Below are 13,377 nucleotides of genomic sequence, written 5' to 3'. Positions count from 1 at the left end.
CCATGGCCAAGGACCTCCATGCCACGCTCCCCGTCGAGGGCGGACGGATCGCCTCGGTGCCCGAGGTGGCCGAGGCCGCACGGCGGGCCGAAACGCTCTACGGAATCAACCTGCTGCACGACTACGTGGCACGCGATGTGGTGACCAAGCACCTGCGGATGCAGAACCAGCAGGACTGGTACTCCGAACTGGCCGGCCTGTTCATCATCGGGGGAATCGCGGGTGCCGTGTTCCTCGGCGCGTCGATGAGCTCGCCGGCCGAGGGACGACAGGTGGCCGCCCTGGTGGTGGCCATCCTTGCGATCCCCGTCGGCATCTGGATCGGGATCCGCGGCATGTCCTGGGAGGCGGAGAAGAGGACCGCCTCCGTGCACTTCACCACGTACGTGGGCCTGTTGAACCGGGCACGGGGAGCCGGTCTGACGGTCACGTTCCCCCCCGAGTGGGGAGTCGCCGCCGAGCGGGCCTCATGGGAGGAAGGCACGACCGCTTCACCACAGCCGCCGGCCGCCCCCGGCACGTCCTCCACCAGTCCGGCTCCCCCGCAGCCGGCCGCGGCACAGCCGACCTCGTGGTGGCCGGCCGACGCCGTGATCGACCCGAAGTTCCCGGTGCTTCCGGCCGCCGTACTCGCGCACCACTGGGCCCTGGCCAGCCGGGCCCGCGAACTCGGCTCTCCGCACGGCCTCGATTTCCTGGACGAACAGGCGGTCCGGGGACTGCTCATCACCGTGAAGCGGTCCCGCCGGTGGATCAGCCTCTGGGGCAGGACGTTCGTCCTCACCGTGGTCGCCGGCATGATCGTCGCTCCCATGGGCATGGACCCCGCCGGTGCCGAGTACCGCCGACAGCTCACCTCCCTCGGCGCGGGCCTGATCGCCATCGGCTTGCTCGCTGCCGTCCCCGCGCTGAAGGAGCTCTGGACCTGGCGCCGCTCCGGCTTGCGCGAGCGCGCCAATGCCTACCTCGACCTGCTCGTCGAGGCCCGCTCGTACGGCGTCCCGGTCCCCGTCCCGCCGTCCTGGCTGGACGTCCGCAACCGGATCCGCAAGCCCTCATGAGCTCCGTGGAAGGCCCGATGTCCGACATTCCGATAGCCGACCGTCCCGCTCCGGCCGAGGACGCACCGCTCCAGATCCGCTTCATCGTCCCGCCCGCCTTCCACGAGGTCCCGGTGTTCGGCACCGAGGAGCAGGTGGTGGAGGCGCTCTGGGAGATGGTCTGCGAGGTACTGGCCTCCCGGTCCGAGGAGGACCGGGCGAGCTGGGCCATGATGCTGGCGGAGCTGATCCCCACGATGGCCGAGGCCGGGGTGATCCACGCCGGGATGTGCCTGGTGGACGTGGACGGCCGCCCGAGCATGGCCACGATCACGGCCTCGGTGTGCCCGCTGGAGGGCACCGACTACGCGGGCGCCGTCGACTTCCTGCTCGCCCGGCTGGCCCGGGCCCGTCCGGAGGCGGAGGTGACGGCGATCGAGCTGCCCGCCGGCCGGGCGGCGGCGGTGATCGACGCCGTGGCGACCGCGCTCGACGACGGGTCGGCCCCGCTGGACGGTCTGGCGGTTCCGCTCGTCGACGGGGTGCTGACCACCTCGGTGATCCAGGTGCACCTGCCGCTGCCGAACGAGTCCCAGCTGCTCTCGCTGGAGCTGAGCACCCCGTGCCCCGAGGACTGGGTGCTGTACTCGGAGCTGTTCGCGGACGTCGTCCGCAGCATCCACCTGGAGTTCGCCGACCTCCCGACCGTCTCCGAGCCGCTGTACGACACGGTGGACGAGGCGGTCGCGCAGCGGGTGAGGGCCGCGTTCGGGTGATCGAGTGAGGGCGATCAGGTGAGGGTAGCCTTGCCGGCGTGAGCACCTGTGCGACCGTGTCGCGTGAACTTTCGGAGCCGCTGGCCGCGACGGCGGCGGTGGCCGGCACCTGGCTGCTGGTGGAGCAGAACGGGCCGTGGGGCGCGAAGGCGCTGGGCGAGAGCCATCTGGACGCGGCGGTCGGGCGGGCGCTGGAGGCGGCCGCGGCGGGGACGGGCGTGCGGGTGGCCCTGATCCGGCGGCCCGGGCGGCACGCCGACTGTCTGCCGACCGCACGCCACGAGGTGCTCGTGGCGCACACCGTGCCCGGCCGCGGCTGGGTGCGCCGGGCGGCGGTGGCGGATCCGGCGGAGCTGCTGGGTCTGGACTTCGCCGCGCTGGGCGCCGGTGACCACACCGGTTTCGGCACCGAGCACGTCGGCGGCCCGGTGGCCCTGGTGTGCACCAACGGTCGTCGGGACCGCTGCTGCGCGCTGCTGGGCCGTCCGCTCGCGGCGGAGCTGGCGGCGGCCGGGCACAGCGAGGCGTGGGAGGTCACCCACCTGGGCGGGCACCGCTTCTCCCCCACGATGCTGGTGCTGCCGTACGGCTACGCGTACGGGCGGCTGACGCCGGAGACCGCCAAGGAGGTGCTGTCGGCGACGGCGGCCGGGCACATGGTGCCGGAGTGGTCGCGGGGCTGCTCGGGCTGGGACCGTCCGGGCCAGGCGGCCGAGCACGCGGTGCGGGAGCTGATCGGCGAGACCCGGGTGGACGCGCTGACGCTCACCCAGCGGCCGGACGGCGAGGGCCGCTGGCTGGTCGGGGTGCTGCACCGGGACGGCCGGTCCTGGGAGGTGGACGTGATCGAGGCGGCCAGCGAGCCGGCGCGTCCGGAGAGCTGCGGCAAGGCGGCGGGGACGCCCTCGCGGATGGACGTGCTGTCCGTACGAGGGGTCTGAGACGCGGCGGCCCCGCGCCCGTGGGGGTGGGCGCGGGACCGCGGCGGCGGGGGTCGCCGGGGGTGGGGCCGCAGGCGACGGGGATCAGCCGGTGGCCTTGCCGACGAACTCCGTGGTGTACGTCCTCGCCAGGTCGATCGAGCCCTCCTTGCCCTTGACGTCCGGGTGGAAGGCCGCGAGCACCGCGAGCACCGTCTTCGGCCCGTCGGCCGGCATCACGCCGTCCGTGGTGAACATCGGCAGCGTCGCCTTGATCGCCGCCGCGTACTGCTCGGCGCCGCCCTGGGCGTAGTCGGCGGGCATCTTCGCGGCGATCTCCTCGGGGGTGTGGGTCGACATCCACTTGAGGGTCTTCACGAAGGCGTTGGCGAGCTTCTGGGTGGTGTCCTTGTTCTTCTCCACCCAGTCGGTGTTCATGTACAGCGAGGACGAGGGGTACAGCCCGCCGAGCGCCTCGCGCGAGCCCTCGGGGGTCCGCATGTCGTACAGGACCTTGCCGAGGCCCTTGTCCAGGATGTTCGCGACGGTCGGGTCGGTGGTCATCCCGGCGTCGATGCTGCCCTGCTGGAGCGCGGCGATGAAGGTCTGGCCGGCGCCGACCGCGATCGGGCTGAACTCGCTGACGGCGGTGCCGTTCTTGACCGCGAGGTACTTGGTGAGGAAGTCGGTCGAGGAGCCGATGCTGGTGACGCCGAGCTTCCTGCCCTTGAAGTCGGCGCCGGACCTGATGGCGTCGGCCTGCTTGGTGGAGACGATCTCCACCTCGCCCGGGGCCTGGGCGAACTGCACCACGGACTCGACCTTCTTGCCCTTGGCCTGGAGGTCGATGGTGTGGTCGTAGAAGCCGACGGCGCCCTGGACGTCCCCGGCGAGCAGCGCGGTGGTGGCGTTGACGCCGGCGGGCTCGGTCATCAGCTCGACGTTGACGCCGGCCTCGGCGAAGTGGCCGAGCCGCTGGGTGAGCATCGCGGGCAGGTAGATGACCTTGTCCAGGCCACCGACCATGATCTTGACCTTGGGCCCGTCGACCTGCTGCCCGGCGGGAGCGGCGACCGCGCCGTGGCCGGCGGTGGCGGCGTCGTTGGCGCAGGCGGAGAGCGGGAGGAGCAGGACGGCGGCGAGGGCCGCCGCGACGGATCTGCGCATGGGTGGGGTGCCTCTCTCTTCTGGCGGGGTCTTACCGGCGGGGGGTGTCAGCGGCCGTCGCCCGCGTCGGCGGGCTTCCAGCGGAACAGCTTCTTCTCGGCGAAGGTCAGCAGCCCCTCGGTGAGCAGCGCGACGACGGCGAGGATGGTCATGGCCGCGTACACCCCGGCCGCGTTGAACGTGCCCTGGGCGGCCGCGACGAGCAGGCCGAGGCCCTTGGTGGCTCCGATGTACTCGCCGACGATGGCGCCGATCAGCGCGAAGCCGAAGCTGACGTGCAGGCTGGTGAAGATCCAGGTGGTGGCGGCGGGGATGACCACCTGGAGGGTGACCCTGCGGTTGTCGGCGCCCAGGATGCGGGCGTTGGCGACGAGGTTGCGGTCCACCTCGCGGGCGCCCTGGAAGGCGTTGAAGAACACCGGGAAGAACACCAGCACCACAGCGGAGGCGACCTTGGAGGCCGGGCCCAGGCCGAACCAGATCAGGAAGATCGGCGCGAGCACGATCCGCGGGATGGCGTTGAGCACCTTGATGTACGGCCCGAAGACGTCGGCCAGGAAGCGGATCCGGCCGAGCGCGATGCCCAGCAGCACACCGCCGATGACGCCGATCACCCAGCCGGTGAGGGCCTCGTAGAGGGTGTAGCCGATCTGCTCGCCGAGCGAGCCCTGCGCGGTGCCGTGGGTGATCCACTGCCAGATCTGGTCCCAGATCCTCGACGGCTGGGAGAAGTTGAACGGGTCGATGACGTCCGTGCGGGCGCAGACCTCCCACAGCCCGAGGAAGGCGAGCAGCACCGCGACCCGGGCGCCGTAGACGCCCAACTTCCGGTTGCGGGCGGCCCGTTCACGGGCCTCGGTTCTCGTCGTGACGGCCGCCGGCTTCCCGGCGACGCCCGGCGCCGGCACGGCTCCGGACCCAGCCCCGGACTCGGACTCTGGCACGGACTCTGGCACGGACTCGGACGCGGTCTCAAGCGGCACGACCCGCTCCTCTCTCCCGGGTGATGCGCACCTCTTCGCCGAGCGAGGCCCAGATCTCGCGGTACAGCTCGACGAACCTCGGTTCCAGCCGGACGGCCTCCACGGTGCGCGGGCGCGGCAGGTCGACGGTGAAGATCTCCTTGACGGTGGCCGGTCCGGCCGTCATGACGACGACCCGGTCGGCGAGCGCGATGGCCTCGTCCAGGTCGTGGGTGACGAAGACGACCGAGGAGCCCGTACCCGCCCACAGCTCCAGCAGCTGGTCCGACATCAGCGCCCGGGTCTGCACGTCCAGCGCCGAGAACGGCTCGTCCATCAGCAGGATCGCCGGGTCGTTGACGAAGGTCTGGGCGAGCGCGACCCGCTTGCGCATGCCGCCGGACAGCTGGTGCGGGTAGCGGTCCTCGAAGGCCGCCAGGCCCACCCGGGTGAGCCAGTCCCGGGCCCGCTCCCGCGCCTCGGCGGCGGGCACACCGCGGAAGCGCGGCCCGGCCATCACGTTGGACAGGACGGTGCGCCAGGGGAAGACGGCGTCCTGCTGGAAGACGAACCCGACCTTGGGGTCGATCCCGCGCACGGGCTCGCCGTACACCCGGACCTCGCCCTCGGTGGGCTCCTCCAGGCCGCTGACCAGCGTCAGCGTGGTGGACTTGCCGCAGCCGGTGGGGCCGACGACGGCGACGAACTCGCCTTGGGCGACGGTCAGATCGAGATCGCGGACGGCGGTGTGCAGCGCCCCGGAGGGGGTGCGGAACCGTTTGGTCGCGCCGGTCAGCTCGATCGCCGGGGTGGTGTTGCTCATGTCGATCCTCCCGGGTCTGTGCCTGCCCCGGAAAGGTAGGAGCGGGCCCGGCCCCGGCGGGAGCCTTCTTCGCGTAGTGCGACTTCTCCGCATAGAGGGGTGTTCTGCTCGTTTTGCTTCCGCTACAACTGCGGGGACGCGGCTGACAGGAACACCCCGGAAACATAGGGTGTCCCGACCCCACCCACCGGCGCCCCGACCGCCCTCCGAGGACGCCCGATCCCCCGCAGCCGCCGAGAGGAGGCCCGGATGAAGCTCCCCCGCGGACCCCGCCGGGTCTTCGCCCAGTTGCTGCTGAGCCAGACCGTCGTCACCGTCGGTGTCACCACGGTGACCGCAGGGCTGTTCCTGGCCCCGGTCAGCAGCGAGCTGGACCACGACGCGATGCAGCGGGCGCTGTCGATCGCCCAGGCCACCGCCACCGACGAGAACATCGCCCGGGCCGCCGCCGGCCGCGACGTGGTGGCCGCCCAGCGCAACGCCGAGCAGATCCGGCTGGCCACCGGCGCCAGTTTCGTGGTGATCACCGATCTGGACGGCATCCGGCTGTCGCACACCGACCCGGGCCGGATCGGCCAGCGGGTCAGCACCGATCCGGAGCCCGCCCTCAGCGGCCGCAGCGTCACCGCCATCCAGGAGGGCACCCTGGGCCGCACCGCCCGCGGCAAGGTGCCGCTGCGGATGGCGGACGGGCGGATCGTCGGCGAGGTGTCGGTCGGCATCAGCGACGACTCGATCCGCCGCCGGCTGCTGAAGATGCTCACCGGCATCCTGCTGTGCGCGGGCGCCGGCCTGGCCGCCGGGACGCTCGCCACCCTCCTCCTGGCCCGCCGGCTCAAGCGCCGCACCCACAACATCGCGCTGGCCGACATCTCCGCACTGCTGGTGGAGCGGGAGGCGATGCTGCACGGCATCCGCGAGGGCATGGTGGCGCTGGACGAGCGCGGCCGGATCCGGCTGGCCAACGACGAGGCCCTGCGGCTGCTCGGCCTGCCCGAGGACTGCACCGGCCGCCCGATCGGCGCGGTGCTGCCGCCGGGCCGGCTGGCGGACGTGCTCTCCGGGCGGATCTCCGGCGCCGACCTGCCGGCCGTACGGGACGACCGGGTCCTGGTGGTGAACCGCACGGCCACGCCCGAGGGCGGCGCGGTGGTGACCCTGCGGGACCGCACCGAGCTGGAGTCGCTGGTCCGCGAGCTGGACACCACCCGCAGCCTGACCGAGGCGCTGCGGGCCCAGGACCACGAGCACGCCAACCGGATGCACACCCTGCTGGGCCTGCTGGAACTGGGCCGCCACGAGCAGGCGGTGGCGTTCATCTCGGAGCAGTCCGGCTCGCACGCCGTGGTCACCGCGCGGATCGCCGAGCAGGTGCAGGACCCGCACGTGGCGGCACTGCTGGCGGGCAAGACCTCGGTGGCGGGCGAGCGCGGGGTGCTGCTGGCGCTGGCTCCGGCGGCGCACCTGCCGGACGCGGTGGTGGACGCCCGGGCGCTGGTGACGGTGCTCGGCAACCTGATCGACAACGCGGTGGACGCGCTGGCCGCGGACGGCGGGGGCCGGGTGGAGGTGAGCCTGGCGGCGGCCGGGCCGACCCTGCTGCTACAGGTCGCGGACAGCGGCCCGGGCGTGCCGGAGGAACTGCGCGAGCAGGTCTTCGAAGAGGGGTGGACCAGCAAGGACGCGCCCGCGCACCGTCCGCGCGGGCTGGGGCTGGCGATGGTGCGGCGGCTGGTCGAGCGGACCGGCGGCCGGATCGTGCTCGACACCGGGCCGCTCGGCGGCGCCCGGTTCACCGTCGAGCTGCCCGAGGCCCTGCTCACCACTCGGCTCGTGGAGGCGTGATGATCGACGTACTCGTGGTGGACGACGACTTCCGGGTCGCGGACGTGCACGCCGCGTACGTGGCCAAGGTCCCGGGCTTCCGGGCGACCGGCACCGCGCACTCGGCCGGGGAGGCGCTGGCCGCCCTGGAGCGCCGCCCGGTGGACCTGCTGCTGCTCGACCACCACCTGCCGGACGAGACCGGCCTGGCCCTGGTGCGCCGGCTGCGGGAGCGCCAGGTCGCCTGCGACGTGATGATGGTGACGGCCGCCCGGGACGTCTCGACGGTGCACGCCGCGATGCAGCACGGCGCACTCCAGTACCTGGTCAAGCCGTTCACCTTCGCCGGGCTGCGGGAGAAGCTGGTGGCGTACGCCCAGCTGCGCCACGCGCTCGCCGCGCCCGCCCGGGAGGCCGGCCAGGACGAGGTGGACCGGCTGTTCGCGACCCTGCGCAGCGCCGCCGCCCCGGCCGGCCCGCTCCCCAAGGGCCACTCGGCGCCCACCACGGACCTGGTGATGGGCGTGTTGCGCCGGGCCGGCCGGCCGCTGTCCGCCCAGGAGGTCGCCGACGCGACCGGGCTGAGCCGCTCCACCGCGCAGCGCTACCTCAAGCAGCTGGAGCGGGACAGCCGACTGCGGCTGACCCTGCGGTACGGCGACACCGGCCGGCCGGAGCACCGCTATGGGCTGCCGGCCCGGGCGTAGGACGGGTCCGCGCCCGGGGGCCGGCCGACGACCGGGAAAGGCGACCGGACAGGAGCCGGACAGGAGCCGGGCCGGGGCCGGGAAGGACGGGACCCGGACAGGGGCCGGACAGGGGCCGGACAGGGGCCGGACAGGGGCCGGACAGGGGGGAACCCCGGCGGCCCCAGGCCCGCCGGGGTTCCCCGGGCGCGACGGCTCAGGCCGCGCCCGCACCGGTGAGGGCACGTACCTCCAGCTCGGCGAACCGGTCCGGGTCGGCGGGCTCGGACGAGGTGACCGTCCCGACCCAGCCGGCCAGGAAGCCCAGCGGGATGGAGACGATGCCGGGGTTCTCCAGCGGGAACCAGTGGAAGTCGAGGCCCGGGAAGAGCGCCTCGGCGGAGCCGGACACCACCGGCGAGAAGATCACCAGCGCGATCGCCGGGATCAGCCCGCCGTACACCGCCCAGACCGCGCCGCGGGCGGTGAACCGCGACCAGAACAGGCTGTACAGCAGCACCGGCAGGTTGGAGGAGGCGGCGACGGCGAAGGCCAGGCCGACCAGGAAGGCGACGTTCAGCTGCTGGGCGAAGAGGCTGATCACGATCGCCGTCGCGCCGATCCCCGCGGCGGCGATCCGGGCGACCACCACCTCCTGCTGCTCGCTGACCTCGGAGACCGACTCCTTCCCCGACCGGGAGGCCGGGACGGTCTCGCCCCGGCGACGCCGCCCGTGGCCGTTCTTCACCTGCTCGCGGCCCGGCCGGGCCCGCCAGGCGCCGGCCCAGATGTCGTGGGCGAAGGCCGCGGAGGAGGCCAGCGTCAGTCCGGCGACCACCGCGAGGATGGTGGCGAAGGCGATCGCCGAGATCAGGGCGAACAGCACCACCCCGCCGGTGCTGCCGTTGCCGCCGCCGAGCACCAGGGCGAGCAGCGGAACGGCGGTGTTCCCGGCCGAGTTGGCGTGCCGCACCTCGGTGGAGCCGATCAGCGCGGTGGCGCCGAGGCCGAGCACGATGGCCATCAGGTAGAAGCTGCCGACCAGGCCGATCGCCCACATCGTGGAGCGGCGGGCGGCCCGCGCGGTGGGCACGGTGTAGAACCGGGACAGGATGTGCGGCAGGCCGGCGGTGCCGAGCACCAGGCCGAGGCCGAGGCTGACGAAGTCCAGCCGGCTGGTGATGCTGCCGCCGTACTTGAGCCCGGGCTCCAGGTAGCGGTGCCCGGCGCCGCTGTGCTGGGCGGCCTGGCGCATCAGCTCGCCGAGGTCCCCGTGGAAGCGGACCACCAGCAGGACCGTCAGCAGCACCGAACCGCCGGTCAGCAGGAAGGCCTTGATGATCTGGATCCAGGTGGTGGCCCGCATCCCGCCGATGGTGACGTAGACGATCATCAGGGCGCCGACCGCCATGATGGTCCAGGTGCGGGCGTGCGGGCTGCCGGTGCCCAGCAGGAGGGCGACCAGCGAACCGGCGCCGACCATCTGGGCCACCAGGTAGAGCAGGGTGACCACGACGCTGGCGCCACCGGCCGCGGCGCGCACCTTGCGGCGGCGCAGCCGCAGCGCGAGCACGTCGGCGAGGGTGTACCGGCCGGCGTTGCGGACGAGTTCGGCGACCAGCATCAGCACGACCAGCCAGGCGACCAGGAAGCCGATGCTGTAGAGCACGCCGTCGTAGCCGTACAGCGCGATCAGTCCGGCGACGCCCAGGAAGGACGCGGCGGAGAGGTAGTCCCCGGAGAGCGCGAAGCCGTTCTGCAGCGGGGTGAAGTCGCGGCCGCCGGCGAAGAAGTCCTCGGCGGCGTTGCCCTGGCGGCCCACCCAGAGGGTGACTCCCAGGGTGACCAGGACGACGACGGCGAACAGCGCGATGGCGAGCGAGTGGTGGTCGCCGGTGGGGGCGACCGGTGGCGGGGTGGCGGTCGACACCACGGTCCGGACGGCGGTCTGCACCGCGGACTTGGCCGCGTCGGCGGGCACGGAGGTCATCATCGGGATCGTCATCGCAGCTGGTCCTGGGTGTCCCAGCGCAGGCCCAGGGCGGCGCGGTCGCGCTTGGTCCGGGCGTTGCGGGCGTAGAGCCAGGCGAGCAGGAAGGTCGAGGCGAACTGCAGGAGCCCCAGCAGCCAGGCCACGTTGAGCGGACCGGCCACCGCGCGGCGCATCAGGTCGGGGGCGCCGGCCTGGGCGGCGACGAACAGCAGGTACCAGGCGAGGAAGGCGCCGGTGATCGGGAAGACGAAGGTCCGGTAGCTGCGGCGGATCTGCCGGAAGGCGGCGCTGGCCTGGACCTCCCGGTAGACCTCGGTCCGGTCGGCGACCGGTTCCTCGTCCAGTGGCGCGAGGGATGCGTGCGGTGCGGCCTGGGCCGCTGGATCGGCGGTGGTGGTCTGGGCGAACGGCTCGACGGCGGGCCCGTGGATCGGTGCGCCGACGGCCACAGGCTCGACGACTGCCTCTGCCGACCGGTCCGTACGGACGTGATCCGTACGGATGGGGCCCGACTGCGCCGGTACCGCCGATCGGCGGTGCGCAGCCGATGACTCGGCGGGCTCAACGGGGGTGCCGGCGGCCGGAGCGGCCCACCAGTCGAATCGCTGCCCCTGACCGGGGCTGCTCGTCTGCTGCTGTGGCACTGCTGCTCCTGGACGGCCGGATGTTCTGACCCGAACCATGATGGCGGCCCCTGAGCAGCGCCCCTGACCATCGCAGATACGTTCACTCGATGAGGTGATCGATCATCCGACAGACACTCATCGGACTACTGCTGCGTCCCGGTGATTCCGTGTCGGAAGGCGTAGGCGACCGCCTGAGCCCGGTCCCGCACCGCCGTCTTGGCGAACAGATTGTTGATGTGGGTCTTCACGGTCGCCTGGCTGACGAACAGCCGTTGGGCGATCTCGGCGTTGGACAGTCCCTCGGCGATCAGCGCCAGCACCTCGGCCTCCCGCGCGGTCAGCCCGTCGGGCAGTTCCCCCGGCCGGGCGGCGGGCCGCTCGGCGGCCGGACCGGAGTCGTCTCGCCGCTCCGAAAGCCTTTCCAGCAACCGGAGTTGGACCCGCGGGGAGAGCCCGGCGGCACCCGAGCGGACGTCCGCGATGGCCCGGGCGATCTCCTCGGCGCCGGCGTCCTTGGTGAGGTAGCCGCGCGCCCCGGCCTGGAGCGCCGAGAACAGCGAGTCGTCGTCGGCATAGGTGGTGAGCACCACGACCTCGGTCTCCGGGTGCGCCGCGCGGATCCGCCTCGTCGCCTCGACCCCGTCGCAGCGCGGCATCCGCAGATCCATCAGCACCACGTCCGGGTGATGACGCTCCACCAGGGCGACGGCCTCCTCCCCGTCCCCGGCCGCACCGACCACCTCGATGCCGGGCAGCAGCCCCAGCAGCATCACGATGCCCTCGCGCACCACCGTCTGGTCGTCCGCGACCAGCACCCGGGCCGCCCGCTCCGCCGTCATGCCGGCACCCGCAGCAGCACGCGCCACCCTCCGTCCTGCGGGCCCGCCAGCAGCGTGCCCCCGAGCAGTTCCGCGCGTTCGCGCATTCCCAGCAGACCGTACCCGCTGCCGCTCGCGGCCAGCTCCTCCGGCGACGGCTCACCCGCGGACTGGCCCCGCGGCGGCCGGGTGTTGCGCACCTCCAGCTCCACCGCGCCGGCCAGGTAGCGCAGTTCGACGGAGCAGCGGGCGCCGGGCGCGTGCTTGCGGACGTTGGTCACCGCCTCCTGGGCGGTGCGCCGCACCGCCAGGGCCGCCTCGGCGGCGACCGGGCGGGGTGTGCCGGTGACGGTGAGGGCGGCCCGCTCCCGCCCGGTCAGCTCGACCAGGAACTCCCCGACCGGGGTGAGCTCCCCGCGCAGCGCCGACAGTGCCTGCCGGGTCTCGGCCAGCCCGTCCTGCGCCATCCGCCGGGCGGCGACGACCCGTTCGCGGATCTGCTCGCGGTCCGTCCCGGCGTCCAGCATCAGCCGGGCCGCCTCCAGGTGGACGAGCTGCGCGGAGAGGCTGTGGGCGAGCACGTCGTGGATCTCCCGGGCGATCCTGGCCCGTTCGGCGAGCGCCGCGCTCTCCGCCTCGGCGGCCCGGGCGGCCCGCTCCTGGGCGAGCAGTCGGCGGGAGGTGCCTCGTGCCTCGATGTCCAGCCGCAGCAGGTAGCCGACCAGGACGGAGCCTCCGACCGTGGCGGCGATGCTGAGCCAACTCGCCGGGGAGGCCGCCGTGTACGAGCCCAGCGCGGCCGCCGCGGCGAGCAGGGCGGGCGCGGGCGGCAGCCGGATCAGGGCCGTCACGGCCAGTCCGATCCAGAGGAAGTCGGCCAGCGTGTAGGCCATCCCCTGGTTGGCGAGCCAGCCGGCGCCGACCACGGCGGCGGTCAGCAGGTAGGACAGGGCCGGGCGCTGCTCCCGGGTGGCCCGCAGGTACACCGCGCAGAGGGCGGTCGCGGCGGCCAGCCCGGCCGCCGCGGCCGCCGCCGTCCAGCCGGCGTACCTGCCGCCGGAGAAGGTGCCCCAGCCGACGACGACCAGCAGGACGGTCCGGCCGACCACGGTGAGGACCCGCCGCGGCCGGCTCTCGGCCTCGCGTTCCAGCCCCTCCCGGGACGGCCAGCGGGTCCAGTACCACCCGGCCAAGGGTTCCTCCTCGGTACTCACGGCGACGGAAGACAGAAGACGGAAGACGGAAGACGGAAGTCAGTGCAGCTCGGCGGCCCGCCGCGCGGGCTCCAGGGCCCGGGCCCTCCAGTTGACCACGAGCGAGCGGACCAGCAGCAGGACCGCCATGCCGAGCATCAGCGAGCTGCCCGCCTGGTGGACGCCCAGGGCCGAACCGGTCGCGTACAGGCCGATCCGGACGGCGATCATCCCGCCCCAGGCGGCCACGGTGGCCTTGGTGCCCTTGACCAGGACGGCGCCGTCGGCGGCCCGCCAGATCCGGACGGTCCAGCCCCAGACCGATCCCATCGCGAGCACGGTGACCAGTCCGACGGCGAGCAGGACGGCGGACAGCGCGGTGTGCCGGTGGTCGATGATCTGCGGATCGCGCAGCGCGAGCGCGCCCAGGATCAACGGCAGCAGCCAGAAGCGGCGTTCGGTGTCCAGGCGCTGGACGCGCATCTGGCGCTGGACCACCAGGACCACCACCGCGGCGATCACGAGCAGGTTGGCTACGGAGCCCATCGG

13 protein-coding genes are annotated in these 13,377 nt (G+C 73.3%); 5 read left to right on the top strand and 8 right to left on the bottom strand.

The window, feature by feature from the left end; all coding sequences use genetic code 11:
* Positions 1-2 precede the first annotated feature (2 nt).
* From ACFWP2_RS22480 to ACFWP2_RS22470, 3 genes are read left to right on the top strand one after another with little or no spacing between them, the layout of a single operon-like run.
* Complete coding sequence (locus ACFWP2_RS22480; protein ID WP_380454078.1) at positions 3-1,061, top strand: hypothetical protein; 1,059 nt, start codon at positions 3-5, stop codon at positions 1,059-1,061.
* Between the two features lie 17 nt (positions 1,062-1,078).
* A complete protein-coding gene (locus tag ACFWP2_RS22475; protein ID WP_380454076.1) occupies positions 1,079-1,816 on the top strand; it encodes a hypothetical protein in 738 nt (245 codons plus the stop codon).
* 38 nt (positions 1,817-1,854) lie between these two features.
* A complete protein-coding gene (locus ACFWP2_RS22470; RefSeq protein ID WP_380454074.1) occupies positions 1,855-2,757 on the top strand; it encodes a sucrase ferredoxin in 903 nt (300 codons plus the stop codon).
* 84 nt (positions 2,758-2,841) lie between these two features.
* Here the strand turns inward: ACFWP2_RS22470 and ACFWP2_RS22465 are convergent, their stop codons facing one another.
* The 3 genes from ACFWP2_RS22465 to ACFWP2_RS22455 form a co-directional block, all read right to left on the bottom strand.
* Positions 2,842-3,903, bottom strand: coding sequence for an ABC transporter substrate-binding protein (locus tag ACFWP2_RS22465; protein WP_380454072.1), 1,062 nt, complete (start codon positions 3,901-3,903; stop codon positions 2,842-2,844).
* A 47-nt stretch (positions 3,904-3,950) separates the two neighbouring features.
* Positions 3,951-4,811: an ABC transporter permease gene (locus ACFWP2_RS22460; RefSeq protein ID WP_380454070.1), complete on the bottom strand. Its 861-nt coding sequence runs from the start codon at positions 4,809-4,811 to the stop codon at positions 3,951-3,953.
* Positions 4,812-4,875: 64 nt separating this feature from the next.
* A complete protein-coding gene (locus ACFWP2_RS22455) occupies positions 4,876-5,688 on the bottom strand; it encodes an ABC transporter ATP-binding protein (RefSeq protein ID WP_380454068.1) in 813 nt (270 codons plus the stop codon).
* Positions 5,689-5,937: 249 nt separating this feature from the next.
* Here ACFWP2_RS22455 and ACFWP2_RS22450 point away from each other — a divergent pair, with 249 nt between their 5' ends.
* Positions 5,938-7,533: an ATP-binding protein gene (locus ACFWP2_RS22450; protein ID WP_380454066.1), complete on the top strand. Its 1,596-nt coding sequence runs from the start codon at positions 5,938-5,940 to the stop codon at positions 7,531-7,533.
* Entirely contained in the window at positions 7,533-8,219 is a 687-nt protein-coding gene (locus tag ACFWP2_RS22445; protein WP_380454064.1) for a response regulator, read from the top strand. The genes ACFWP2_RS22450 and ACFWP2_RS22445 overlap by 1 nt, the downstream gene beginning before the upstream one ends.
* 196 nt (positions 8,220-8,415) lie before the next feature.
* On the opposite strand, the gene ACFWP2_RS22440 is transcribed toward ACFWP2_RS22445, so the two are convergent.
* The 5 genes from ACFWP2_RS22440 to ACFWP2_RS22420 all read right to left on the bottom strand — a co-directional run bounded on the left by ACFWP2_RS22440 (position 8,416) and on the right by ACFWP2_RS22420 (position 13,374).
* On the bottom strand, positions 8,416-10,203 hold the full coding sequence (locus ACFWP2_RS22440) for a cation acetate symporter (protein WP_380454062.1): 1,788 nt from the start codon (positions 10,201-10,203) through the stop codon (positions 8,416-8,418).
* Positions 10,200-10,640 carry a DUF485 domain-containing protein gene (locus tag ACFWP2_RS22435; RefSeq protein ID WP_380454060.1) on the bottom strand — a complete coding sequence of 147 codons (441 nt, stop codon included), beginning with the start codon at positions 10,638-10,640 and terminating at the stop codon, positions 10,200-10,202. The genes ACFWP2_RS22440 and ACFWP2_RS22435 overlap by 4 nt, the downstream gene beginning before the upstream one ends.
* Positions 10,641-10,960: 320 nt before the next feature.
* Positions 10,961-11,656, bottom strand: a complete 696-nt coding sequence (locus ACFWP2_RS22430; protein ID WP_380454058.1) for a response regulator — start codon at positions 11,654-11,656, stop codon at positions 10,961-10,963.
* Positions 11,653-12,828, bottom strand: coding sequence for a sensor histidine kinase (locus ACFWP2_RS22425; protein WP_380454056.1), 1,176 nt, complete (start codon positions 12,826-12,828; stop codon positions 11,653-11,655). The genes ACFWP2_RS22430 and ACFWP2_RS22425 overlap by 4 nt, the downstream gene beginning before the upstream one ends.
* 60 nt (positions 12,829-12,888) lie before the next feature.
* Positions 12,889-13,374 (bottom strand): DUF1453 domain-containing protein, encoded by a 486-nt coding sequence (locus tag ACFWP2_RS22420; protein ID WP_380454054.1) that lies wholly within the window; start codon positions 13,372-13,374, stop codon positions 12,889-12,891.
* Positions 13,375-13,377: the final 3 nt, after the last annotated feature.

The organism is Kitasatospora sp. NPDC058444 (genome assembly GCF_042721415.1).
In the GTDB taxonomy this organism is placed as follows: domain Bacteria; phylum Actinomycetota; class Actinomycetes; order Streptomycetales; family Streptomycetaceae; genus Kitasatospora.
The sequence above is the reverse complement of the archived record's forward strand: the minus strand, read 5'-3'. Positions and strand labels throughout refer to the sequence as shown.